General features: G+C 61.3%; 19 protein-coding genes and 2 pseudogenes. 5 read left to right on the top strand and 16 right to left on the bottom strand.

Annotated features, from left to right (window positions below; all coding sequences use genetic code 11):
* Positions 1 to 64 precede the first annotated feature (64 nt).
* A pseudogene (locus OW521_RS23830) lies at positions 65 to 744 on the top strand (IS3 family transposase); the annotation flags it as partial.
* 95 nt (positions 745 to 839) lie between these two features.
* Here OW521_RS23830 and catA read toward each other — a convergent pair.
* The 3 genes from catA to OW521_RS23815 all read right to left on the bottom strand — a co-directional run bounded on the left by catA (position 840) and on the right by OW521_RS23815 (position 3,199).
* Positions 840 to 1,688, bottom strand: a complete 849-nt coding sequence (gene catA, locus OW521_RS23825) for a catechol 1,2-dioxygenase (RefSeq protein ID WP_268021913.1) — start codon at positions 1,686 to 1,688, stop codon at positions 840 to 842.
* A gap of 74 nt (positions 1,689 to 1,762) precedes the next feature.
* Positions 1,763 to 2,041 (bottom strand): muconolactone Delta-isomerase, encoded by a 279-nt coding sequence (gene catC / locus OW521_RS23820; protein ID WP_268021912.1) that lies wholly within the window; start codon positions 2,039 to 2,041, stop codon positions 1,763 to 1,765.
* 54 nt (positions 2,042 to 2,095) lie between these two features.
* The gene (locus tag OW521_RS23815; RefSeq protein WP_268021911.1) at positions 2,096 to 3,199 is read right to left on the bottom strand and encodes an enolase C-terminal domain-like protein; all 1,104 of its coding nucleotides are present in this window, start codon (positions 3,197 to 3,199) and stop codon (positions 2,096 to 2,098) included.
* A 181-nt stretch (positions 3,200 to 3,380) separates the two neighbouring features.
* Here OW521_RS23815 and OW521_RS23810 point away from each other — a divergent pair, with 181 nt between their 5' ends.
* Complete coding sequence (locus OW521_RS23810; protein ID WP_268021910.1) at positions 3,381 to 3,650, top strand: hypothetical protein; 270 nt, start codon at positions 3,381 to 3,383, stop codon at positions 3,648 to 3,650.
* Positions 3,647 to 4,735, top strand: coding sequence for a family 43 glycosylhydrolase (locus OW521_RS23805; RefSeq protein WP_268021909.1), 1,089 nt, complete (start codon positions 3,647 to 3,649; stop codon positions 4,733 to 4,735). Before OW521_RS23810 ends, OW521_RS23805 begins: the two co-directional genes overlap by 4 nt.
* 84 nt (positions 4,736 to 4,819) lie before the next feature.
* Here the strand turns inward: OW521_RS23805 and OW521_RS23800 are convergent, their stop codons facing one another.
* Complete coding sequence (locus OW521_RS23800; RefSeq protein ID WP_326493995.1) at positions 4,820 to 5,608, bottom strand: ATP-binding protein; 789 nt, start codon at positions 5,606 to 5,608, stop codon at positions 4,820 to 4,822.
* Entirely contained in the window at positions 5,598 to 7,166 is a 1,569-nt protein-coding gene (gene istA, locus OW521_RS23795) for an IS21 family transposase (RefSeq protein WP_268020404.1), read from the bottom strand. The genes OW521_RS23800 and istA overlap by 11 nt, the downstream gene beginning before the upstream one ends.
* A gap of 294 nt (positions 7,167 to 7,460) precedes the next feature.
* On the opposite strand from istA, the gene OW521_RS23790 reads away from it, so the two are divergent.
* The gene (locus OW521_RS23790) at positions 7,461 to 8,129 is read left to right on the top strand and encodes a fibronectin type III domain-containing protein (protein WP_268021908.1); all 669 of its coding nucleotides are present in this window, start codon (positions 7,461 to 7,463) and stop codon (positions 8,127 to 8,129) included.
* Positions 8,130 to 8,224: 95 nt separating this feature from the next.
* Here OW521_RS23790 and OW521_RS23785 read toward each other — a convergent pair whose 3' ends face one another.
* Together OW521_RS23785 and hpaC are read right to left on the bottom strand one after the other, a co-directional pair.
* Positions 8,225 to 9,505, bottom strand: coding sequence for an amidase (locus tag OW521_RS23785; RefSeq protein ID WP_268021907.1), 1,281 nt, complete (start codon positions 9,503 to 9,505; stop codon positions 8,225 to 8,227).
* On the bottom strand, positions 9,502 to 10,017 hold the full coding sequence (gene hpaC, locus OW521_RS23780) for a 4-hydroxyphenylacetate 3-monooxygenase, reductase component (RefSeq protein WP_268021906.1): 516 nt from the start codon (positions 10,015 to 10,017) through the stop codon (positions 9,502 to 9,504). Before hpaC ends, OW521_RS23785 begins: the two co-directional genes overlap by 4 nt.
* 233 nt (positions 10,018 to 10,250) lie before the next feature.
* Between hpaC and OW521_RS23775 the strand changes: the two genes are divergently transcribed.
* Positions 10,251 to 10,871: a response regulator transcription factor gene (locus tag OW521_RS23775; protein ID WP_268021905.1), complete on the top strand. Its 621-nt coding sequence runs from the start codon at positions 10,251 to 10,253 to the stop codon at positions 10,869 to 10,871.
* A 53-nt stretch (positions 10,872 to 10,924) separates the two neighbouring features.
* On the opposite strand, the gene OW521_RS23770 is transcribed toward OW521_RS23775, so the two are convergent.
* The 9 genes and pseudogenes from OW521_RS23770 to OW521_RS23735 form a co-directional block, all read right to left on the bottom strand.
* Positions 10,925 to 13,891 (bottom strand): alpha-L-rhamnosidase, encoded by a 2,967-nt coding sequence (locus tag OW521_RS23770; protein WP_268021904.1) that lies wholly within the window; start codon positions 13,889 to 13,891, stop codon positions 10,925 to 10,927.
* A gap of 231 nt (positions 13,892 to 14,122) precedes the next feature.
* A pseudogene (locus OW521_RS24515) lies at positions 14,123 to 14,392 on the bottom strand (glycoside hydrolase family 78 protein); the annotation flags it as partial.
* Positions 14,393 to 14,509: 117 nt separating this feature from the next.
* Positions 14,510 to 15,469, bottom strand: coding sequence for a PDR/VanB family oxidoreductase (locus OW521_RS23765; protein WP_268021903.1), 960 nt, complete (start codon positions 15,467 to 15,469; stop codon positions 14,510 to 14,512).
* Between the two features lie 48 nt (positions 15,470 to 15,517).
* Positions 15,518 to 16,276, bottom strand: coding sequence for an SDR family NAD(P)-dependent oxidoreductase (locus tag OW521_RS23760; RefSeq protein WP_268021902.1), 759 nt, complete (start codon positions 16,274 to 16,276; stop codon positions 15,518 to 15,520).
* Between the two features lie 7 nt (positions 16,277 to 16,283).
* A complete protein-coding gene (locus tag OW521_RS23755; protein WP_268021901.1) occupies positions 16,284 to 16,841 on the bottom strand; it encodes an aromatic-ring-hydroxylating dioxygenase subunit beta in 558 nt (185 codons plus the stop codon).
* Positions 16,831 to 18,111: an aromatic ring-hydroxylating oxygenase subunit alpha gene (locus OW521_RS23750; RefSeq protein ID WP_268021900.1), complete on the bottom strand. Its 1,281-nt coding sequence runs from the start codon at positions 18,109 to 18,111 to the stop codon at positions 16,831 to 16,833. The genes OW521_RS23755 and OW521_RS23750 overlap by 11 nt, the downstream gene beginning before the upstream one ends.
* Before the next feature lie 28 nt (positions 18,112 to 18,139).
* The gene (locus OW521_RS23745; RefSeq protein ID WP_268021899.1) at positions 18,140 to 18,634 is read right to left on the bottom strand and encodes a nuclear transport factor 2 family protein; all 495 of its coding nucleotides are present in this window, start codon (positions 18,632 to 18,634) and stop codon (positions 18,140 to 18,142) included.
* Positions 18,635 to 18,638: 4 nt separating this feature from the next.
* Complete coding sequence (locus OW521_RS23740) at positions 18,639 to 19,019, bottom strand: hypothetical protein (RefSeq protein ID WP_268021898.1); 381 nt, start codon at positions 19,017 to 19,019, stop codon at positions 18,639 to 18,641.
* A 21-nt stretch (positions 19,020 to 19,040) separates the two neighbouring features.
* Entirely contained in the window at positions 19,041 to 20,180 is a 1,140-nt protein-coding gene (locus OW521_RS23735) for an acyl-CoA dehydrogenase family protein (protein ID WP_268021897.1), read from the bottom strand.
* Between the last annotated feature and the right edge of the window lie 143 nt (positions 20,181 to 20,323).

Here is a 20,323-nt window from a genome sequence, read left to right as displayed (position 1 = left end):
AAAGATGACCTGCCCCAGGGATTGGTTACCCGAAATGGTTTGAGTTTTGGGCTCTCGCTGAGAACTTACCGGTGCCGGGTTCCCCGCGAAGGTCTGTTGCCGGCTGCTGGGCGTGAGCAGTCCCGGCTACTACAAGTACCGGAACCGGCCGATGTCACTGACCCGGATGCGCCGGCAATGACTGACCAGGCTCATCAGGAAGTCCACACCGCCAGCCGCGGCACCTACGGGTCCCGCCGGATCCACGCCGAACTGACACGGGGCATGGACGTCACCGTCAGCGAGCATCTGGTCGCGGAGCTGATGAGCCTGGCCGGAATTGCCGGCCTTCCTGGGCCGGCCAAGGTCAAACGCCTGCGAGGCATCGCCACCAGCGATGACCTCGTGCACCGTAAATTCCACCGTCTGTCGCCGAACGAGCTCTGGGTCACGGACATCACCGAGCATCCGACCAGAGAGGGCAAGGTCTACTGCTGTGCCGTGATGGACACCTTCAGCCGCAGGATCGTTGGGTGGTCGATCGACAGCAGCCAGGACTCCGTCTTGGTCGTCAACGCCCTGGACATGGCCATCAGAAACCGCCGACCCGTCCCGGGCGGCATCGTCCATGCCGACCACGGCGTCCAGTTCACGTCCTGGGCTTTTACCAACAAGATCCGCTCTGCCGGCCTGATGCCCTCGTTCGGGACGATTGGGGACAGGTATGACAACGCAATGATGGAGTCCTTCTGGTCCAGCATGCAACAAAACCGGGGGCAGTCCCAACCGTGCTGGAAACCGCAGAGGCATGCAGCTCGGACCGAGCCGAGCTGCATGCCTGCGTGGGGTACTGATTGCGCCTACACCGCCGAAGCGAGGGCGAAGTCGTAGGTTACCTCGCGGCCCGTGCCGTCCGCTTTGTCCTTCGGCTCGAGGACGAGCTCGGGTTTGACGGCCGAGGCTATGTCGTCCGAGAGGTGCTCGTCAGCTGTGAAGTACAGCTGGGTGGTGATGAGCTGGAATCCGGGCGCGCTGACTTTGAGGTGGAGGTGTGCCGGGCGCCAGGCATGCCAACCGGCGGAAGCGATGAGCTGGCCGCAGGCGCCGTCTGTGGGGATCTGGTAGGGCGCGGGTTGCACGGTGTTGATTTGGTAGACGCCTTCGGAGTCGGCAATGACTGTGCCGCGAAGGTTCCATTCGGGAAGGCCGGGGGCGAATTGCGAGTAGAGGCCGAGGTCGTCAGCGTGCCAGATTTCGACGCTGGCGCCCGGGAGGGGTTCACCGTTGACGCCTGTGACGCGGCCTTGGAACAGGAGAGGGGTGCCGGGTTCATCATCGCGCATTGGAAGCGTTGCCGGGGTTTCCAGAACAGGCGAACCCGGAACATAGTAGGGGCCCTCGATGGTTCCCTTGCTGCCTTCCCGGTCCGCGTTGGCCACTTCCTCGACGGCGTGTTCAATCCAGACGTCCAGGAAGAGCGGCCATTCGCCGTCTTCTCCTACCTTGATGAGCCAGGATTTCAGGGCGTTGTATTCGTCGTAGGTGACCTTTTCTTCCTTCACGGTGTCTACCAGAGCTTTGATGGCGCGGGAGGCGAGCACGTTGACGCGTTCGACGCTTACTTCCGCAGCCACGGACTTGTCCGAGCGGAAGCGTTCGGTGGCGTTGGCCCCGGACGCGGCGGCTGTTGCGGTGGTTTCGACAGACATGGTGGTTTGTCCTTTCATTGTCATTCCGACTCAGCGGTGAGTCGGTAGTAGCAGGGGTGGGTCAATCGAGGTCGTCAGGAAATCGACGACGGGTGTTTGGCGAGCGCAGTGACCTGGACGTCCATATAGGGGAACAGCGGAAGGCTCTGTAGGAGCTCGTGTAGCTCGTCGTTGCTTTCGACGTCGAAGATCGAATAGTTGGCATATTGCCCCACCACGCGCCATAGGTGTGGCCATCGGCCGTCGCGTTGGACGCCTTGTGAGTAGGCCTTTTCTTCCGCCTTGATGGCTGTGGCCCGATCTTCGGGCAGATTGGCGGGGAGGTTGACGTCCATTCGGACCAGGTACAGCACGATGCTCCTTTGCATTCGGGGGGAATCGGAGGATGGGGGGTTTGCCCCGGCCGGCTATTTGTCTTGCCGGTAGTGTGCGAGTTTGTGCTCGTCGATGTCAGCTCCGACGCCGGGGACATCCCGGACACGGATTCGGCCGTCCGGGATGGTTATCGGATCGGCCAGGAGGTCATCGGACATGTCAAGGAAATTGGAGAGTTCACCGGCACGCCGCGAGGTGGCCTCGTGCGCGGCGCCGAAGGTTACGGTGGCGATCGTTCCAAGCTGGGTGTCGATCTGGTTTCCCATCACGACGTCGACGCCCAGTCCGGTGCAGAGGCCAAGTATTTGCTGTGCTTCGGTGAAGCCGCTGCGAGCGGTCTTGATGCTGATGGCGTTGCATCCCCCGGAGAGCAGCTCCCGGGATGCGTCGCCGGCGGTGGGGACGCTTTCATCACCGACCACAGGGATGGGGGATTTCTCTACCAGGCGCCGGCGGCTCATTCCTTCCTTGGCGTCGCACGGTTCCTCCAGGAGGGACAGGCCGAGGCCTTCCGTGCGGCGCAGGACTTCGAGGGCCTCGTTGGCCGTCCAGCCCCGATTGGCATCGAGGTACAACTCGGTGTCAGGTCCGAGCCCTGCGCGCAGTACGCGGCATGCTTCGATGTCCAGCGACAGCGGGCGGCGCCCGACTTTGAGCTTGAAGGTGTTGATGCCGTACTCGTGCTGGAACTTGAGGGCCTCGTCCAGCAGTTTTTGCGCCGGTTGGAAGCCGAGCATGTGGCTGACTGCCATGGAGTCGGTGAAACCGCCCAGCAGCCTGCTGACGGGAGTTCCGGTGGCTTTGCCGATGATGTCCCAGAGGGCGATGTCCAGGCTGCCTTTGGCGACCTGGTTATGGATTGTCCGGGCGAGGATCTGATGGATTTTTCCGCGGTCCATGGGGTCGAGCCCTGTAAGGGCGGGTGCGAAGATTTTGGTGACCACCGAGATGATGGAGTCCTGCGTCTCACCGTAGGTGAACGGGCGTGGTGGAGCATCCGCCGTGCCCACGATGCCGTCATTAGTGTGGACCCGGATGAGGACGTGCTCGGCGTCGGATACCCGCCCGCTGGCGAACTCCAAGGGCTTGGAGTAGGGGATCGAGTAGGGGATCGCCTCAATGCGCTCAATCTTCACGGGGTGCCTTCGGGGGACGGGAATAGTTGCTGACGAAGGTGATGCCTTCCCTCAATATCCTTGCGTTGAATTCCGTGCGTGGAAATGCGGGAAACCACACCCCGGCGTAAGGCTTTATGCCCTTCCGGGGTAAGGAAATCCCCCATACCCTGCTGATAAGCAACGTGAAAGGAGAACGCCGATGGCCCATCCCACAAAACATGACCGGATGTTCCTGACCTGCTACGCGGACACATTCGGTTACGGCTGGCACCACGTCGATCTGTTCGTCCACGACGAGAACGACCTGGAGGTGAACTGGGTGCACTGGCAGGCGGACCAAGACGGACCGGAGGCAGCGGACGCCGTCACCGCCCGGATTGAACCGCAGCTCAAACGCGTGTCCGAATGGAAGCATGGAATCAGCGCCAACGGTTCCGAGTACTGGACTGCCGACGCGGCCTGGGCATGATGGCGAAGCCTGACAATCGAGACAGGGCCATCATCTGCAATCCGATCGACCTTGCCTACAGATTCCAAGATATCCACTCACGCGGTGCGCGATCAGTTCACCGTGAGGCCGCTGATCCGTCTGTGGTCCATTACCAGGGGCGCTACTACCTCTTCGCATCAATGTCGGCCGGCTTTTGGCATTCGAACGACCTCGTCGAATGGACCTTCAAGGAGACGGAACGGTTACCGGCTTTGGACTACGCACCGGACGTCCGCGTAATTGATGGAGCCCTGTGCATTTCCGCGTCCCGCAAAACGAATAGCCCCTTCTTCCGCAGCGAGGCGCCGCTCGATGACGACTTCGTGAGAGTAAGCGAAGGCTTTCCGTTCTGGGATCCCAATCTCTTTCAAGACGATGACTCCTCCGTGTACTTGTACTGGGGATGCTCCAATGTGGATCCGCTTTTTGGTGTGCAGATTGACCCTGCGACGATGACACCGATCGGACAGAGGGTGGCGCTTCTGGCAGGCAATCCCGAGCAGCACGGCTGGGAGCGGGTGGGAGAGAACTACGAGAGGGCCAGTTTGGCGGTGTCGGCGACAGAGCCGGGGTCCGAGCGGCCATACATCGAGGGTGCCTGGATGACCGCCCACGCGAACAAGTATTACCTCCAATACGCGGGGCCAGGGACCGAGTGGAACACCTACGCCGACGGATATTACACATCAGACTCACCACTCGGACCGTTCACCTATGCATCGAATAGTCCGTTCTCCTCCAAACCTGGTGGATTCATTACCGGAGCAGGGCACGGAAGCACGTTCCAAGACATTCACGGGAATTGGTGGCACGCGGCCACCATGCGGATTTCGGTGAATCACGCATTTGAGCGACGAATCGGGATCTTCCCAGCCGGATTCGATGAGGACGGCATCTTGTTCTGCAATCAAAATTTCGCCGACTATCCCGTGACAATTCACGATCGTCGATTCGACCCGTGGACCGAATCTTTTGCCGGATGGATGCTCCAGTCGTACAACTGTCAACGGCAACTTAGAAGTGACCGGTGGCGGCATGTTGGTTTGACCGCTGGCGGCAAGTGATTGACCGGTCGCGGCAAGTATTTTTGGACAGGGTCAGGCGCCCCGGGCATGCCGGGTTTCAGTGCGCCTGACCAGGGTTTGGGGTTAGTTCAAGGGGCGGGTTCCTTTCCCGTTCTGGGCTTGCATGAGCCGGACGGACTCGCCGCTGGTTTGGCAGAGGTGGGCGTGGTGGAGAAGCCGGTCAACGGTCGCGGTGGCGATGGTTTTGGGCATGAGCTCATCGAACCCGGAGGGGTGGATGTTCGAGCTGATCGCCAGGGACCGCTTCTCGTAGGAGGCCTCCACGACGCGGTAGAAGCCCTCGGCCGAGTCCGCGGAAACCGGCAGCAGGCCGATGTCATCGATGCAGATCAAATCCACGTTGGTGGCCCGGGTGATGGCTTTGTTCACGCTGTCATCGATGCGGTGCCGGCGCACGAGCGCACCGAGGTCTTCCATGCTCAGCCAGGACACGGACATGCCCTGGTCGATGGCCTGCTGGCCCAAGGACTCCAGCAGCAGGGTTTTGCCGGTGCCGGAGGGCCCGCACGCGATCAGGTTCTCCCGCCGCCGCACCCATTCCAGCGTCCGCAGGAACGATGTCGTTGCGGCCGGGAGGGTGGACAGAGCCTCGTCCCAGACATCGAAGGTCTTCCCGGAGGGGAAACCTGCGCGTTTGCGCCGGGTGGCCAGCATCGAGGCGTTCCGACCGGTGGCTTCGGCTTCGAGCAGGACACGGACGACCTCGGTGGGGTCCCAGCGCTGGGCTTTCGCGGTGGCCAGGACATCGGCGACGACGGCGCGGGCGTGCGGCATCCGGGTCGTGCGCATAAGCGCGATCACCTGCTCCACCGCCGCGTCGGTCAGGGGCGGGGACATGGTGTCAGCGCTCATCGAGGGCTCCTTCAAAATCGCCGTCAACGACTGGATCGGTGGTCGGGGCGGTCGTGGGTGTCGTGCCGAAATTCGCCCAGGAGCCGGTGCCCTGGCTCAACCATTGGCCCTGGTCGGTGACGGTGCGGGTGGTGCCGGTTGTGTGGCCTGTGCCGCCGGCGGTATTGACGATGGAGCACAGGTCCTCGTGGGTGAAGCGCTGGTGCACCGCTGCCGCCCCGAGGCCCTTGTCGACCTCGCCGGCGCCCAGGACCTTGGCCAGGGTGACGGCGCGTTCCATTTTGTGCCGGATCTTCTGGGTTCCGGCAGCGGCGGCTTCCTTGAGCCAGAGCGCGGCGCCGGCGCCGATGGCCAGGAACTCTTCCTCGGCCTTGTTGGTGGGGCGGATGACCCGTTCGAGGGCACCGGACGGGGCCGGCGGGAAATGGGCGTCGATGATCGCCGGGGTCCCTGGGCGGGTGAGCTGGTGCCGTGCGACCTCCACCGGGCCGGCGTCCCCGACGTGGACGATGACGACCTCGGTCTCGGTGCCGCGGACCCAGACCATCTCACCCATCAGGGTGTGCGGGACGGAGTACCGGGACTGCTGAAAGGTGATCATGGGCGTGTTCGGCGGGACCTGGCGGGTGTGGCCGAAACTGGCCGTGACGGGGGTTTCCGGGACCGGGTGCAGCCGGGGACGTTCGAGAACGCGGAGCATGTCCTTGGGGATCTCCAGAGTGGCCCGGTGAACCCGCGAGTTCACCTCCTCCATGAACGCCTCACACGCAGCCTCCAGCTCGGCGAAGGACCGGTACTCGGGCAGCAGGTTCGTCTCTTTGGGGACGAGGTCGGCTTTGGCGATCTTGACCGCGTTCTCGACCCCGCCCTTGGAGGCCGGGTCGGCCGGGATGCACGTCTGCATGGACGTCGAATAGTGCCTGGAAAACGCCACGATCTGCGCGTTCCGCACGGGGATTCCGGCGACGTGCTCGATCGTGACCGTCTTCTCGTTGTCAGTCAAAATGTAGGTCGGGATCCCGCCGATCAGCCTAAACGTCCGGTCCAGGGCGGCGAAGACGCTCGGCATGGTCTTGTCCCGCAAGGCGATCACGATCCGGAACCGCGAGAAGGCCAGCCAAGCGACGAACAACACGGTCTTCACACCGTCAACCACGGGGCCATCCCCGTAGTCGAACTGGAGCCATAGACCCGGCTCCGGCGTCCAGGGCCGGTGCACGCGCACGTTCCGGGCCCGGTATTTGGCCTTCAGTTCAGCCAGCGTTGTCCTGGTTGTCCGCTCACACCCGGTGAACCCTAGAGCGAGGAGCTTCTCATGCACGACATCACCGCGGATCTTCCCACGGGACTGCTCGACCCAGGAGATCATCTGCGGCAGGAACGGGTCGGTCATCCGGCCGCGGTGCCGGGCCACCGGCGCCTGCGCGCCTTCCTGACGGGCCTTCACATAAGAGCGCACCGTATTGTGTGAAACGCCGCAGATCTTCGCGGCATCCCGGTAGGACCGGGTCAAATCGTAAGCAGCTAAAATTTCCATGAACTCTCCTGGAGACTTCATAACGAGCCCCTTCCTTCCCGCAACGGGTGAAATACACGATTGGCATCGCCATTTCACCGCGGAAGGAAGGGGCTCTCCCCGTAACGACACGAGGAATGGACAAGGGGGAATCCCGGCACGCCAAGCCACCCGTAGTGGCCGACTGCTGTTCAAAAATGCTTGCCGCCGCTGGTCAAAACCACTGCCGCGAACGGTCAATCAGTTTTGCCGTCTCCGGTCAGTTTAAAGTTGCCGCTTACAAACGCGGCCACAGCGGCGTCGTCATTCAAGATTGGGCACCCTCCGGAGTTCTCGGTGAATGAGGACGTACGAACATGGTGGGTGGCCAATTCAAGCGACCCAGGGGAGTGGCTACAGCTCGACTTGAATGGTCCGCGCGAAATGCGCGCGATCCAAATCAATCTCGCCGACAACGAACTCGCTCTTCTCGCCCCCCAGTGTGCCGACGGTGCCGAGAATGAGCGAGGCTTCCGAGGGATCTATCGAGGCCCGAACACGACCGAGTTTCGTGTCGAGGTGTCTTTGGACGGGACAGAGTGGACTCTCATCCATGACACACAGGGGACTGGTGCGGACACACCGCACTCATTCGTTGTTCTTGAACAAGCGCAGATGGTGCGCTTCGTCAAAGTAACCGGCTACCGGATGCCATTCGACGCGCCCTTCGCCGTGAGTGGCATTCGAGTCTTCGGGATCACTGATGGAGCCCGTCCCAAGGGGACAGCCCCGACCGTAACCAGGACGGGCGATCGAAGCGTAAGGATCGCCTGGCAGGCGGATGCGGGAGCCGATGGGTACAACATCCGATACGGCACCGCTCCCGAAAAGCTTTATCAGAGTTGGCTCGTCTATGACCAAACGGAGTTGGAACTGAAAGCGCTCAATGCGGAGACCGACTATTGGGTTGCGGTCGATGCCTTCAATAAGTCCGGCATCACGCCGGAACAAGTCCAGCAGATGTAAGACCATGAACCGCGGAAGCGGTTTTGACGCATGTAAAGGAAGGTCCCGTTTGGAAATCCAAACGGGACCTTCCTTCGTGCATCGGACCTCCCTGGCTATACGTGAGCCAGGGAAGCTTCAAGCCGCTCCGCGATGGAGAAAAGGCGGTGTTCGCGGCCAGGGGCTCCGATGAGCTGAATGCCGAGGGGCATTCCCGCGGGGTCCCGGAGGCCGGGGACGGTGATGACCGGTAGGCCCAATGCCTGCCAGGGCCGGCTGAGCACTGGAGTGCCGGTAGCTTCGATGCCGACGGGAGCTGCGCCCAACGCGGCGGGGCCAAGGATCGCATCGAACTGATCAAGGGCGGACTCTACTGTGCTGCGGGCACCGGCAATCCGGAAAAGCGCTGCCGAATAGTCCGCCTCCGATGTGTCGGCGCCACTGGCCAATAATTCGGCCAGCGGGACGCTCAGCAGGTTTGACTGTTGCAGCTCCCAGGCGCGCTCGCGAGCAGCTTCGAACGCCATGACGGTGGCGTGGTCGCTGGCCAGTTGACGGACAAGATCATGATCGGTCCATTGTCTGCATTGGCCGCCTTCGCGGTTCATCGCGACGGCGGCCAGTTCGACGGCGGCTGCCATGTCTGTGGAGATCTCGCCCAGGGCGCTACCGTTCCACAGCAAGAGGCGCGGGGAATCGCCGGCGATTGTGTTCGCCGAGGGCGGTGCCATGGGGGTCAGGGCGCTCCAGACTAGATGAAGATCAGCCACTGTCCGTGCCAGGAACCCGAGGGAGTCCAGAGAGGGACTCAGTCCGGTGACGCCGCTCATGGAGAACTGCCCCTTGGCAGCGACGAACCCTGCGACCCCGCAGAAAGAGGCGGGTCGCGTCAGTGATCCGGCCGTCTGCGTTCCAATGGCCAGCGGGACCATTCCGGATGCGACGGCGGCCGCTGATCCGCTGGATGAGCCTCCGGGCGTGTGGGCCGGATTGGCAGGGTTGCGTGTGGGGCCGGGGGCGAAGTAGCCGAACTCGGTTGTGACGGTCTTGCCCATGACCACGGCGCCTGCCTGCCGGAGAAGTTTCACACAGTCGGCGTCCGTGACGGCCGGTTCGCCGGCGCGCAGCGCGCTGCCGCAGCGTGTCGCCAGCCCCTGGACGTCGATGAGGTCCTTGATGCCGACGGGTATTCCCCAAAGCGGCCCCCGCGCGCCTGGCGTGCGTTCCAGGTCTCGGGCAGCGTTGCGCGCACCGGCCGGGTCGGTCTCGACCCAAGCCAGGATCTCGGGTTCCGCGGCTTGCGTGCGCTGCCAGGCCTGCTCGACGGCGGCGCTTGGCGTTACTGCGCCAGAAGCCAGGGCATCGGAGAGCTCGCGGAGCGAACCGCCGGAGCTCAAGCGACAAGCTCCGGTGTTACGGAAAGGCGATGAAACTGCCTCTTGAAGTAGATGAGGCTGTCACGCTCCTCCTGGACCTCAACACGGTCCACCTGGACGAAGATTACGGAGTGCGATCCCTGGACAGAGCGGCCGCTGATCCGGCCCACGATCTTGACCAGTGCGTCACGCAGTACGGGAACGGAGTCAGCGCCCTCTTCCCAGATATCCCAGCCGAAGCGTTCCTCCATGGGAACGCGCGTCGCCCCGGAGAAGTGGCGGGCGAGTTCCTCGTGTTCGCCGCTGAGGACGTTGATGCACACCTCGCCATTGCTGTTGAAGATATCGTGGGTGGCACTGTTCTGGTTGACGCAAACCAAGACAGTGGGTGGGGAGTCGGTAACGGAGCAGACAGCGCTGACTGTGATTCCCACGCGCCCGTGTGGACCGGCTGTGGTCACAACGTTCACTGCCGCAGGCAGGTGCGCCATCGCAGAGCGAAAATCTTTCTGGATTTGCGTGAGCCCAGTCATTTCTCTTCTCCAACTGTCGTGACCCGTGCTTCTGGTCATTCCATGAATCCTCGTAACAAAAATCTATGGCGGAGCGGACTTAATGGATATTGCGATTTGTTCCACACAATTTCAGAACTCGCTTCAGCGTTGTAGGTAGTTTCTTTAGCGTGTTATTGATTGACGGCCATGCCGTGGACTCGATACCGTCGAGGTTCCCCCTACTACACCCCAGGCAGTGCAAGGTCCCCCACATGGATTCACCAGAAGCCCTCGTTTACATCGTCGATGACGACCAGGAGCTGTGTGCCTCTTTGGCCTGGCTGCTTGAATCCGTCAGCATCCAGTCCCGCAGCTTCTATGACGTAGCGTCATTCCTGGCTCAGTATGACCCCGATATCCCGTCGTGCCTGGTCCTGGATGTCCGGATGCCCAGGACCGGCGGGTTTCAATTGCAAGAGACCTTGAACCAGATCGCTTCGCCCATCCCCATCATTTTTGTGTCCGCTCACGGAGACATCCGCATGTCAGTGAAGGCGCTGCGCCAGGGGGCCGTCAATTTCCTGGAGAAACCATACGATCCCCAGCAGATGCTCGATGTGGTGCAGGAAACACTCGAGCTCGCCCGGACACGCTTCGAATCCAGCCGCGGACGGCGGGAAATCGAACAGCGGATCGCTGGCCTGACACCGCGCGAACGCGAGATCCTGGCGCTGGTCATCGACGGCCTGCCGAGCCAGAACATTGCCAGGAAGCTGGGGACAAGTGTGAAAACCATCGACGTCCACCGCACCAGGATTAAGGCGAAGACTGGGGCAGACAGCATCGCCACCCTGGTGCGGGACATCCTGCAAAACGACATCACTGTGGCCTGAGGCAGCAGCACCTCCAGCTACTGCGTTGGGAGATGCCAGGCACCTGACTCAACTCACGCAGTGAATTTCTCGGGGCTTTTCTCGATGACCAAGAGTTCTTGATCAACGCTCAAGTGCCAACTGCCCGAGGGAACCTGAAATTGGCGGTTCTTATCGTCCACCACACTGACGTCGGCCGGCACGGAAGTATGCGCACTGTGCGGTGCCCAGGGAAGTTCGATCCTCGCAGACATGTTGGCCGGAATCCGTAAGCGGCAATGCCACGCGCGGCCTTCGTCATCCCTTGTCCATTGGACCTGAATGCGGCCGTAGTCGGTCATCACGGCGGCTGAGGCATGGGTCAACGAACCCCCCGGCACCGGGTGCAGGACGAAGTGCTGCATTCCGGCCGACCCCGCATCGCGGTCGATTCCCGCAACGCGGTTGAAAAGCCAGGCTCCTACTGCGCCAAGCGAGAAGTGATTAAACGAATTCATGGCATTGTTCCCGCCGAAACCATCTTCTGCAGTGTACGAATCCCATCGCTCCCAACTGGATGTGGCTCCTTGCGTGACGGGATAAAGCCATGACGGGAAGGCCGTGTTCTCAATCATCCTGTAGGCCAGATCTGACCGACCATGGTCCGAGAGCACGAGACTTATCATCGGCGTCGTGAAGAGTCCTGTCGTGATGCAGTACGGCCGTCCCGCATAGCCTTCCGCGACCTTTTCGCAGAGAGCTTCGAAAATGGAAGCGCTGTACTTTTCCAGAGGAAGGTCGAAGTGTAGTGCCAGCGAGCACGACGATTGTGAGACGTTTACGAGCGTCAAATCATCCCGGAAACTGCCCGTTCCCGGGTCTATGTACAACTCGTTCCACTCTTCCTTGGCTACAGCGTGGCGAGACTGGTAGATGCTGGCAACTTCGTCCTCACCAATAGCCGCGGCCATCTTTGCGAAGCAGCCGAGCATGTAGACGTAAATGCTGGCATCAGTGTAGCTGTGCGGCGGCTTGTCCAGCGACAGCCAGTCCCCGCACACCCCTCCGTCGATGGAAATGGATTTTGCACCGCGCATCCTGAGGCCCTCCATAGCCTCCAGATAAGTCAGCATTGATTCAAACGACTGCTCGATGACTGACGTCGTGCCGTAGTGGGAATAAACCTCGAAGGGCAGAAGGACACCGGCGGAACTCCAAGGCGTTCCCCACGACCGATAGGCGTCGTAGGCCGGAGCGTAGCTGGGGTACATTCCGGTGACAACGTCTCCCTTGAACAGCCGGGATCCAGGTCCATAGAAACCTATGGCATCGGTCTTTGAAGAGAGGATCTCCTCGGTAACCTGTGAGTCCCGGACAATGCGCAGATAGTGTTCGTAGAATTTCTGGACATCGCTGCTGAAGCAGGAAGTCCGGGCAAACTCGGTGACAGACTCGAGCCATCCCATGCGCTCATTTCTCTGAGGGCAATCAGTTGGAATCGAAAGAAAGTTTCCGATCTGTGAGCGGTGGATGTTGTCAGCGAGCTGGTTCAAAAGGGGGTTGGAAGTGCTTACTGTTCCAGTGAGCCCTGCGATGGAACTGAGCACGATGCCCTTGACGTTCGCTGCGGGGATCGGGCCGTGGGTCCCGGAAATCTGGATGTATCGGTAACCATGGAAGGTAAAGCGCGGGGTGAACTTCTGTAGCCCTTCACGGCAGGTGTAGACGTCTGTGGACATGGCCTCGCGTAGGTTCTCTGTCATCAGGAGTCCATCGATATCCCGTTCAAGATACTCCTCCCGGGGAGGATACAGGACCTCAGCAGTACGAATGACGATTTCTTGGTCTTCGCGACCGTCAAACGTCAGTTCGGGTACTCCAACCATGTTTACGCCCATGTCGTATATCCAGGAGTCCGAACCGGGCCGGGCCTCGCCAATGAGGGTCGATTCGAGCACTTCAAATACACGCACGGGTTCATCGGGTTTCGAAACAAGCTGCGGCTGCGCATTTCGCTCCAAAGGCATAACCACTGTGGCCGGTCCCCAACGGCTTTCGTCAGTGAGAGACAATTCGTCACGAGCGTCGTAGCGTTCACCCTGGAAGAAGCTGCCGTTCTTCCTGGGGCCGCCAGTGTGCACTTCCCAACTGCCCGGCGAGGACACAAGTGTTTGACTGCTTCCGTCGGAATAGTCGAGAACCATTTTGCACAAGAGGGAGGGCCGGTCCCCATAGAAGTTGGTGTTGGTTTTCATGAAACTCATCATGTCCGCCCACCACCCTGGGGCGAGAGTGACGGTGAGGGTGTTGTCTCCCGTGCGAATTTGTTCGCTGATGTCATAGGCAGAGTATTCAATGGTGTACCGATAGTCCGAGCTGCCGGGATTGAACCAATCGCTGCCGATCTTCTCGCCATTGACGTGCAACTCGTAAATTCCGCGCGCAGTGATGTAGATCTTGGCCCCGGTGACTTCCCGCTGGGCCCGGAACTTTCGGCGGAGAACGGGCAAAGAGCCTCGACTAGGATCACGGACGATGGTCCGTCCGTCTTCGCCGCCGTGCACCGCCAGGCAATTGCCATCAATCCCGATTCCTCCGGCCTGGGCGAAGACATTGTAGTCCCTGGAATCGAACAGGGCTTCCTGGGGGTCCCGGTAGTTCCTGATCTCATAGTTCCTGATGTCGAGTTGCTCGGCGGGAAGAACTTGAAAGCCGACTTCGCCAAGGACGGGATAGGCGGCGACGTCGTCCAAGCCTCGAGGGTTTACTTGGAGAATTTCGCTCCCATTCCACAACAGGTACTTTCCGTTGATTCGCACCTTGAATGTGGACGACTCGCAGATGAGTTCAATCTCGTTCTCCTGATGGGCCTGTGGCGCCGGCAAGAGTTCGGGCAGGTTTGTGGCGCAAGCACCTGCGTTTATATCGATCAGCGGTAGGTCTGGCCGGTCGCCGATTGCATATCCTAACCGAAATATGCGGAATGCCGGATTTGATGGATCTCGGACGTCCACTGAAAAACGAACATGGTTCTCGCCTGCTAGGCGATACTCGTTCAACATTTCGTGGCGAAGCCGGAAGTCATTGGCCCCCAGAATGAATGAGGCCGTCGTGCTGCCCTGCGGGATTCTGAACAGACACCTGACCCGATACACAACCAGGCTGTGCGAATCAAGGTGGGGGCGGCTTGCGCCGATCCATTGTGCCCCGTCCCAGGCGTACATGTTCTTAGCGAACATCGCTGTCTCGAACGTGGACACCGCGGACAGTTCACGGCCTTTGTTATCCCAGACCGTTACAGTCCACGTGTATTTGCCTTCGGGGGCCAGCTGACAGTGCACTTTGCCGCAATTGCCGAAAGCAATCTCCTGGGAGCAAGCGGAACTGACGCGGCCGGAGTCCCATACGGGATCTCCGGCCGCGGTGGTTACTTCTATTTGGAAGTATTCCTGGCAATGATTGAAATCCTCAGATTCGAGTGCCCAGCCGAAACGCGGAGTGTCCGTATCAATGGCCAAAGGCCGAGTTAGCCTGTTGATGCGCAGATTTGTCAATCGAGCCATGGTTCTTAGTCGACCTCTTCTTCAATCTTGAATTCGAACCGGAATGTTCACGGCCGGAGAGCTCGGGACCGGACCGGTCGTTGCCTCCGCTTCTTCAGTGTGTAAGGCAAGCGGCTGTCAGAACAGCTCCAGAACCAGCCTGGAGGATTTTGACCGGGAAACGCAGGCCGCGATCTGATCGTTGGCCTTCTTTTCGCTGTTGGACATGCACTGGTCCCGGTGGTCCGGTTCGCCCTTGAGTACCCCCATGATGCATGTCCCGCAGATCCCTTCCTGGCAGGATGTGTCCACTTCGACGCCGTTGTCGGCGAGGACCTGGACGATGGACTGGCCAACGGGGACCTCGTAGACCTCGTCGTCGAGTTCCACCTCAAAGGGGGTGTCGCCGTCGGTGTCCACGGGCTCGCCGGCCTGGAAGTGCTCGATGTGCACATTGTCCTCGGGAATCACCGCAGTGGCGTTGTCCCGTACACGCTCCATGAAGCCCTGGGGCCCACAGGTATACACGTGCGAGGCGGCGCTGAGGCTCGCGAATGCGCCGTCCAGCACGGCCGGCTGCTGGTCACGCTGCAGCCCGAAGTGGAAATGTACGCGCTCGCCGAAACCGCTTCGCTTCTCAAGCAGTTCGCAGAATGCGGCTTCTTCGCGGGACCGCGCAAAGTAGTGCAGATCGAACTCTTCTCCTCTCCGGTGCAGGTGGTAGGCGATGCTGATCATCGGGGTGACGCCGATGCCGGCCGCCACCAGGATGTGCCGGTCGGCGTCCTCGGCGACGGAGAGGAGGTTGCGCGGTGCGCTGATCTCCAGCTCGTGACCGACCTCGACGTGGTCGTGGAGGGCCAGTGAACCACCGCGTGACTCCGGTTCCAGCTTGACTGCCACCACGTAGTCGTCAAGATCGTCCGGTGGACTGCACAGCGAGTACTGCCTTACGACGGCGGTCGGGCCGACGACGTCGATATGGGCGCCCGCTGGATAGGGGTCGAACGGTGCCCCGTCCGCACGTTGGAGGCGGAAGGACTTGATGTTGCTTGTCTCCTCCAGTACTTCAGCTACGCGTACCTTGAACATGCCCATGGGGCAACGCTCCTTTCTTCTGTCAGCTTGTAAATGGGCCAGCCGGTGCTAGCGCATGTAGAGGCCGCCGTTGATGTCCCAGCAGGCTCCCGTGACGGAGGATGCGCCGGGGGAGGCCAAGAGGGCCACGGTGTCTGCGATGAACTCGGCATCTCCGAAGCGGCCTACCGGAATGTTGGCCTTGATGGTGTCCAACTTGTCCGGATCGACGGTTTCGTAGACCACCGGGAGGTCTAGCGGCCCGGGGGACACAGCGTTGACGGTGACGCCCGAGGATGCGAACTCACGGGCGAACACTTTGGTCAGGGTGGAGACACCGCCTTTGGAGGCCGCATAGTGAGCTCCCGTGGCCGTGCCGCCATTGTGGCCTGCCAGAGAGTGGATGTTGATGATCCGGCCGTATCCGCGGTCCCGGAAATGCGGACCGAACACCTGGCAGCCCAGGAAAGTGCCGTTGAGGTTGATCTCAACATTCGCGGAGAACTCCTCCGGAGTGATCTCCAGCAAAGGCGCGACTTGGGAACGTCCGGCATTGTTCACCAGCACATCCGTCCCACCCCACTTGCCGGCCAAGACGTCCCGAACGGCCTCGAAGTCGGCTTTCCTGCGGACATCCAGGGCGCCGGCCCAAACGGTTTCCCCGGAGGGGTCCAGGCTGTCCGCGATGGGTTGCACGGAGGCAGCGCTGGTACCGGTGATGGCCACTCTGAAGCCTTCCTTGTGCAGCTTGCGGGCGATGACTTCACCGAGACCGCGAGCGGCGCCGGTAATGAGTGCGACATGGTTCACTGTGGATCCTGCGTTCATGGTGGTCCTAGAGGAGGAAGCCGGAGGCGTTGACGGCGGAGTCGGAGTTGACCAGTCGGATGAGTTTGAGCTCAATCCGGGCATCGTCGCCGGTGAAGCGGATGCGGTGTGTGAGGTCGGCCCCGAGCATCTGGAACTTGTCGCGTTTGAAGCCCACCAGAACCTGCGCAGAGCGCAGGGTGACGGTGTCCTCGGTGATCTCTTCCACGGTGAAGCGGGAGATTGTTCGTGAGGTGCGGGCGGCAGCGACGGCGGACATCGAGTACCCCTGCACGAGGCGGGTGACGCGCATGTGGCGCATCCGCGCGTCGTCGTACACCATGTTCAGTGACGATTCGAAGTCCTCAGTCTCAGGGTCGACGGGGATGACGTACTTGGCGTCCTCCGTGTAGAGCGTCTGCCAGGATTCGTAGTCCTTGGCGTCCAGCAGTTGGGCCTCGCGCCAGATCAGCTCGATGGCACGGCCCACGAGGGGATCGGCGAGCCGACCGAGACCCAACTCGTAGCGCTGGGGCGCCGGGCGGTTGTCGATCGCGGCCACTTCTTCAACGGTGTCAGTTTTCATCGCTCATCATCCTTTTCCACATTGCGTAGGATTCGCGCATGCCGGTTTCGTCGGTCACGTGCGAGGTCTTCCAGCCTTCATCCACGGTCACCTCACGTCCCAAGCCACGGTTGACCAGGATCGGCATGTCGGGGTTCGCCACGGCGCCGCGCTGCACCCGGTCCCAAGCCTCGGAGTCATCCGATGTGCCGAAGCCGAACGGCCCCTGGAAGTGCTCGTGGATCCGCAGGCGCTCGCGGTTCACGCTCTCCGGGCCGCCCTCGAGACCGAGCGCCATGTGCTGGATTTCCGTTTCGTTGACGGAGATCGGGCGCAGGACCCGGAAGAAGGACATGGAGAGCGAGAGGTTGGGAAACAGGTTCAGGTTGTAGCCAGCGCCGTGCATGGACCGGACAATACGGCGGACCTGGTCCGTCGGCATGGTCTCGGAGAGCTCGTCGATGATGTGGCGGAAGCGTTCCTGCAATTCCTCTGTGCCGTCGTCATCCTCGAGGTCCACGTGTTCAGGGACCATGATGGCGACGCTGTGCCCGTTGCCCAAGGCGTGGGTGACAGCCGCTTCGTCCGTCATGAAGGACAGCATGTCCGCCGTCTCGGCGTCCACGGAGGCCATCCAGGAGCGGTGGACGATGGGGAAGTGGTAGCCGTCGGTAGTGTTTTCGAGCTGGATCTTCCAGTTGCCGTTGAAACGGAATTTGTGCTCGCCCTGGACCTTGACGGGGAAGCCTGCGCCCTGCTTCATGAAGCGGTCGATCCAGATTTTCGCATCGCCAAGGAAGTCCTCAAGCGGCTCGATGTCGGGCTTGAAACTGGCGAAAATGAGACCGTTATAGCTCTCCACGCGCAGGCGCTGCAGGGGCAGGTCGCGCTTCTCGGTGACGCCCTCGTAACCGTCCGGGTAAGGGATGCCGCGAAGGCTGCCCTCCAACGAGTAGGACCACGAGTGATAGGGGCAGGTGAAGCCGTTTGCCTTGCCCTTCGGTACCTCGCAGACACTCGCGCCGCGGTGGCGGCAGCGGTTAAGCAGCACGTTGAAGTTGCCCTTGCGGTCACGGTTGACGATGACCGGCTGAAGGCCGATGTGCGACATCTTGAAGCTGCCGGCCTCCGGGATCTCACTTTCGTGGGCTACCCAGACCCAGGTGCTGTAGAAGATCTTTTCCATCTCCCAGTCGAAGATCTCCGGATCGGTGTAGAGCTGCGCGGCGACACGGTCGCCCTCGGCAAGGCCCGCGAATCCGCCGGCCCTTTCGGATGTTGGTGAAGTCATGGGGTGCTCCTTGGTTTCTTTCTCGGTGCTATGCATGGACGGGGTTGACGAGAGCGGCGGTAAACAGCTTTTCGGTGCGGAAATGGCGTATCCGTACCATTCCGTCGCTGAGTTCGAAGTCGACCGTGAGGCGGGCCGAGATCAGTTCCGTCCCGCCGCCGTCGTACTCCGAAAGCTGCTGCATGATCCACTCACCGCTGGCGGTGCCGCCGGCGGCAACGACGCGGCCGTTGCCGAGCAAATGGACATTGCGCTTGAAGTGCGACGACGGCGGAAGAAAGTCAGCGAGCATCGCGAGGATCGCGGGACGGCCCTCCAGACGTCCGAACTTCCCCGTGTACTCGGAGCCGACGCCTTCCCAGACCGCATGCTCGGTAAACAGCGAAGCCATGTCCTCCCACAGGAAAAATTCCCGCGGGACGTCGCACAAGTCCATGTAGCGGGAGAGCGTGGCCCGTGCCGCTTCCCGGAGCTCCAGCACGGTCAAGCGTTCGGCCAAGGTAGCTGCGGTGTCGTGTTCCATGTGGCTAGCCAGCCGTTTCGACGTCGTCGCGGATGGTCAGGGCCCGGCCGATGCGCGCCTCGATCTTGGCGTACCGCCAGAGGGCGTACTCGCCAACCATCGTCGTGCGGAAGAGGTTGCACGCAGCCTTGACAGTCTCCTGGGTATCGACGTCGGCCAGGACGTAGCACGTCCAGGGCCAGCTGTCCGACGGTCCCACCAAGTGGGAATCGTCATCCATGTTGCCGATGACGTCGACGCCGGGCATACGCGCCATGTCGGCCATCATCCCTGAGAAGGCAGTCCAGACAATGCCGATTTCGCTCTTGGGCAGATCGAAGAAGTTCTGGTTGATACCGATGCAGAACAGTACGCGCAGTGGCGGCGTGGTGGCGGTTTGGCTCATATCAGCTCCTTGAGTCCTGTGTCAGATGAAGGCGGGAATTGACGGGGGGACGTCCATCAGGACGGCGCCGGCGCCGTCGTAGATCCCGTCTCCGAGGAACGCATGCTGGGTGACCACCGAGGCGTCGCGCAGGTAGCGCTGCATTGGGTTGGTGTCGTAGATGGCCGCCGTTCCCGAGAGCGTGTACGCAGTGTGCACCGCCTTGGCACCGACCCGGGCCACGTGGGTGGACGCCAGGCGCAATAGCGCTTTTTGCTTGTCTGTCGCCGGGTCGCCGGCCTCGACCGTGGCGTACACCTCGTCCGAAATCTCGTAGAAGAACGCGCGGGCAGAGCGAAGCTCGGCTTCGGCCTTGGCAACGTCCATGCGGTAGTAGGCCCTGTCGGCAAGCTTGGGGGCACCGGTAATGCCGGTGCGCCCGCTCCCGGTGCTGATTGCGTAGTTCAGGGCTGCGCGGCCTGCGCCGAGATTGACGACGGCGAGTACCTGGGCCGCATAGGCAATCGCCGGGTAGCGGTACAACGGCTCGTCTACGGTGGGCTCGCCGCCACGGACAAAGGTCCATTCGTCCCTCACCACCTGGCCGTGGACCCGCAGGTCATGGCTGCCAGTGCCATTCAGGCCGATGACATCCCAGTTCTCAACGATCTCGACTTGCTCGGGACGCAACAGCGCAGTCAGCGGCTTGCCGTCAGTGTGCTCGTTGCCCACGAGTCCAACACCGAGGATGTCGGCGCCTTTGCAGCCACTGGAGAACTTCCATTCACCCGCTACATTCCAGCCACCGTCGACGCGTTCGGCTTTCTGGACAGGAAACAAGCCCCCGGCAAACGCTACATCGGGACCGTCGGCGTACAGCTCGGCCTGGGTGTCCAGGGGGAGGGCAGCCAGGTAGACGGAGGAGCCGAAGCTGGCCACCCAGCCTGCTGAGGCATCCACGGCCGAGATTTGCTCGATGATCCGAAGGAACTGGCTCGGCGGGAGGGCGTCGCCGCCGAAGCGTTGGGGAGTTGCGGCCCGGTAGATGCCCAACTTCTTGAATTCCGAGATGATGTCCCGGGGGACAAATCTATTTTCTCCGAATTCTTCCCGGCGCTGGGCAATAAGCTTGAGCACGTTGTCGAGCGTGGATTGCGGAGCCCTAGCCAAGACGTCGGTCATCGAATTTCTCCAATCGATACTGCTGACAAATTGTTTCTGGGATTAAAGCTATTTGTGGGGGCGGTTGCCTTCAATCGGTGATTCGTACCCGTGGACCGAGGAAATGCCAGGGAAGACTAAGGGAAATACCTATGCGGGAAATG

The organism is Arthrobacter sp. MMS18-M83 (genome assembly GCF_026683955.1).
Taxonomy (GTDB): Bacteria; Actinomycetota; Actinomycetes; order Actinomycetales; family Micrococcaceae; genus Arthrobacter.
This window is presented reverse-complemented; position numbering and strand designations above follow the sequence as displayed.

Coding starts and splice junctions, on each gene's coding strand:
- catA (WP_268021913.1), bottom strand. CDS start 1,688: ATGTCTGTCGAAACCACCGCAACAGCCGCCGCGTCCGGGGCCAACGCC.
- OW521_RS23810 (WP_268021910.1), top strand. CDS start 3,381: ATGGCCCATCCCACAAAACATGACCGGATGTTCCTGACCTGCTACGCG.
- OW521_RS23805 (WP_268021909.1), top strand. CDS start 3,647: ATGATGGCGAAGCCTGACAATCGAGACAGGGCCATCATCTGCAATCCG.
- OW521_RS23800 (WP_326493995.1), bottom strand. CDS start 5,608: ATGAGCGCTGACACCATGTCCCCGCCCCTGACCGACGCGGCGGTGGAG.
- istA (WP_268020404.1), bottom strand. CDS start 7,166: ATGAAGTCTCCAGGAGAGTTCATGGAAATTTTAGCTGCTTACGATTTG.
- hpaC (WP_268021906.1), bottom strand. CDS start 10,017: ATGACTGGGCTCACGCAAATCCAGAAAGATTTTCGCTCTGCGATGGCG.
- OW521_RS23775 (WP_268021905.1), top strand. CDS start 10,251: ATGGATTCACCAGAAGCCCTCGTTTACATCGTCGATGACGACCAGGAG.
- OW521_RS23770 (WP_268021904.1), bottom strand. CDS start 13,891: ATGTTGAACGAGTATCGCCTAGCAGGCGAGAACCATGTTCGTTTTTCA.
- OW521_RS23765 (WP_268021903.1), bottom strand. CDS start 15,469: ATGGGCATGTTCAAGGTACGCGTAGCTGAAGTACTGGAGGAGACAAGC.
- OW521_RS23760 (WP_268021902.1), bottom strand. CDS start 16,276: ATGAACGCAGGATCCACAGTGAACCATGTCGCACTCATTACCGGCGCC.
- OW521_RS23755 (WP_268021901.1), bottom strand. CDS start 16,841: ATGAAAACTGACACCGTTGAAGAAGTGGCCGCGATCGACAACCGCCCG.
- OW521_RS23750 (WP_268021900.1), bottom strand. CDS start 18,111: ATGACTTCACCAACATCCGAAAGGGCCGGCGGATTCGCGGGCCTTGCC.
- OW521_RS23745 (WP_268021899.1), bottom strand. CDS start 18,634: ATGGAACACGACACCGCAGCTACCTTGGCCGAACGCTTGACCGTGCTG.
- OW521_RS23740 (WP_268021898.1), bottom strand. CDS start 19,019: ATGAGCCAAACCGCCACCACGCCGCCACTGCGCGTACTGTTCTGCATC.
- OW521_RS23735 (WP_268021897.1), bottom strand. CDS start 20,180: ATGACCGACGTCTTGGCTAGGGCTCCGCAATCCACGCTCGACAACGTG.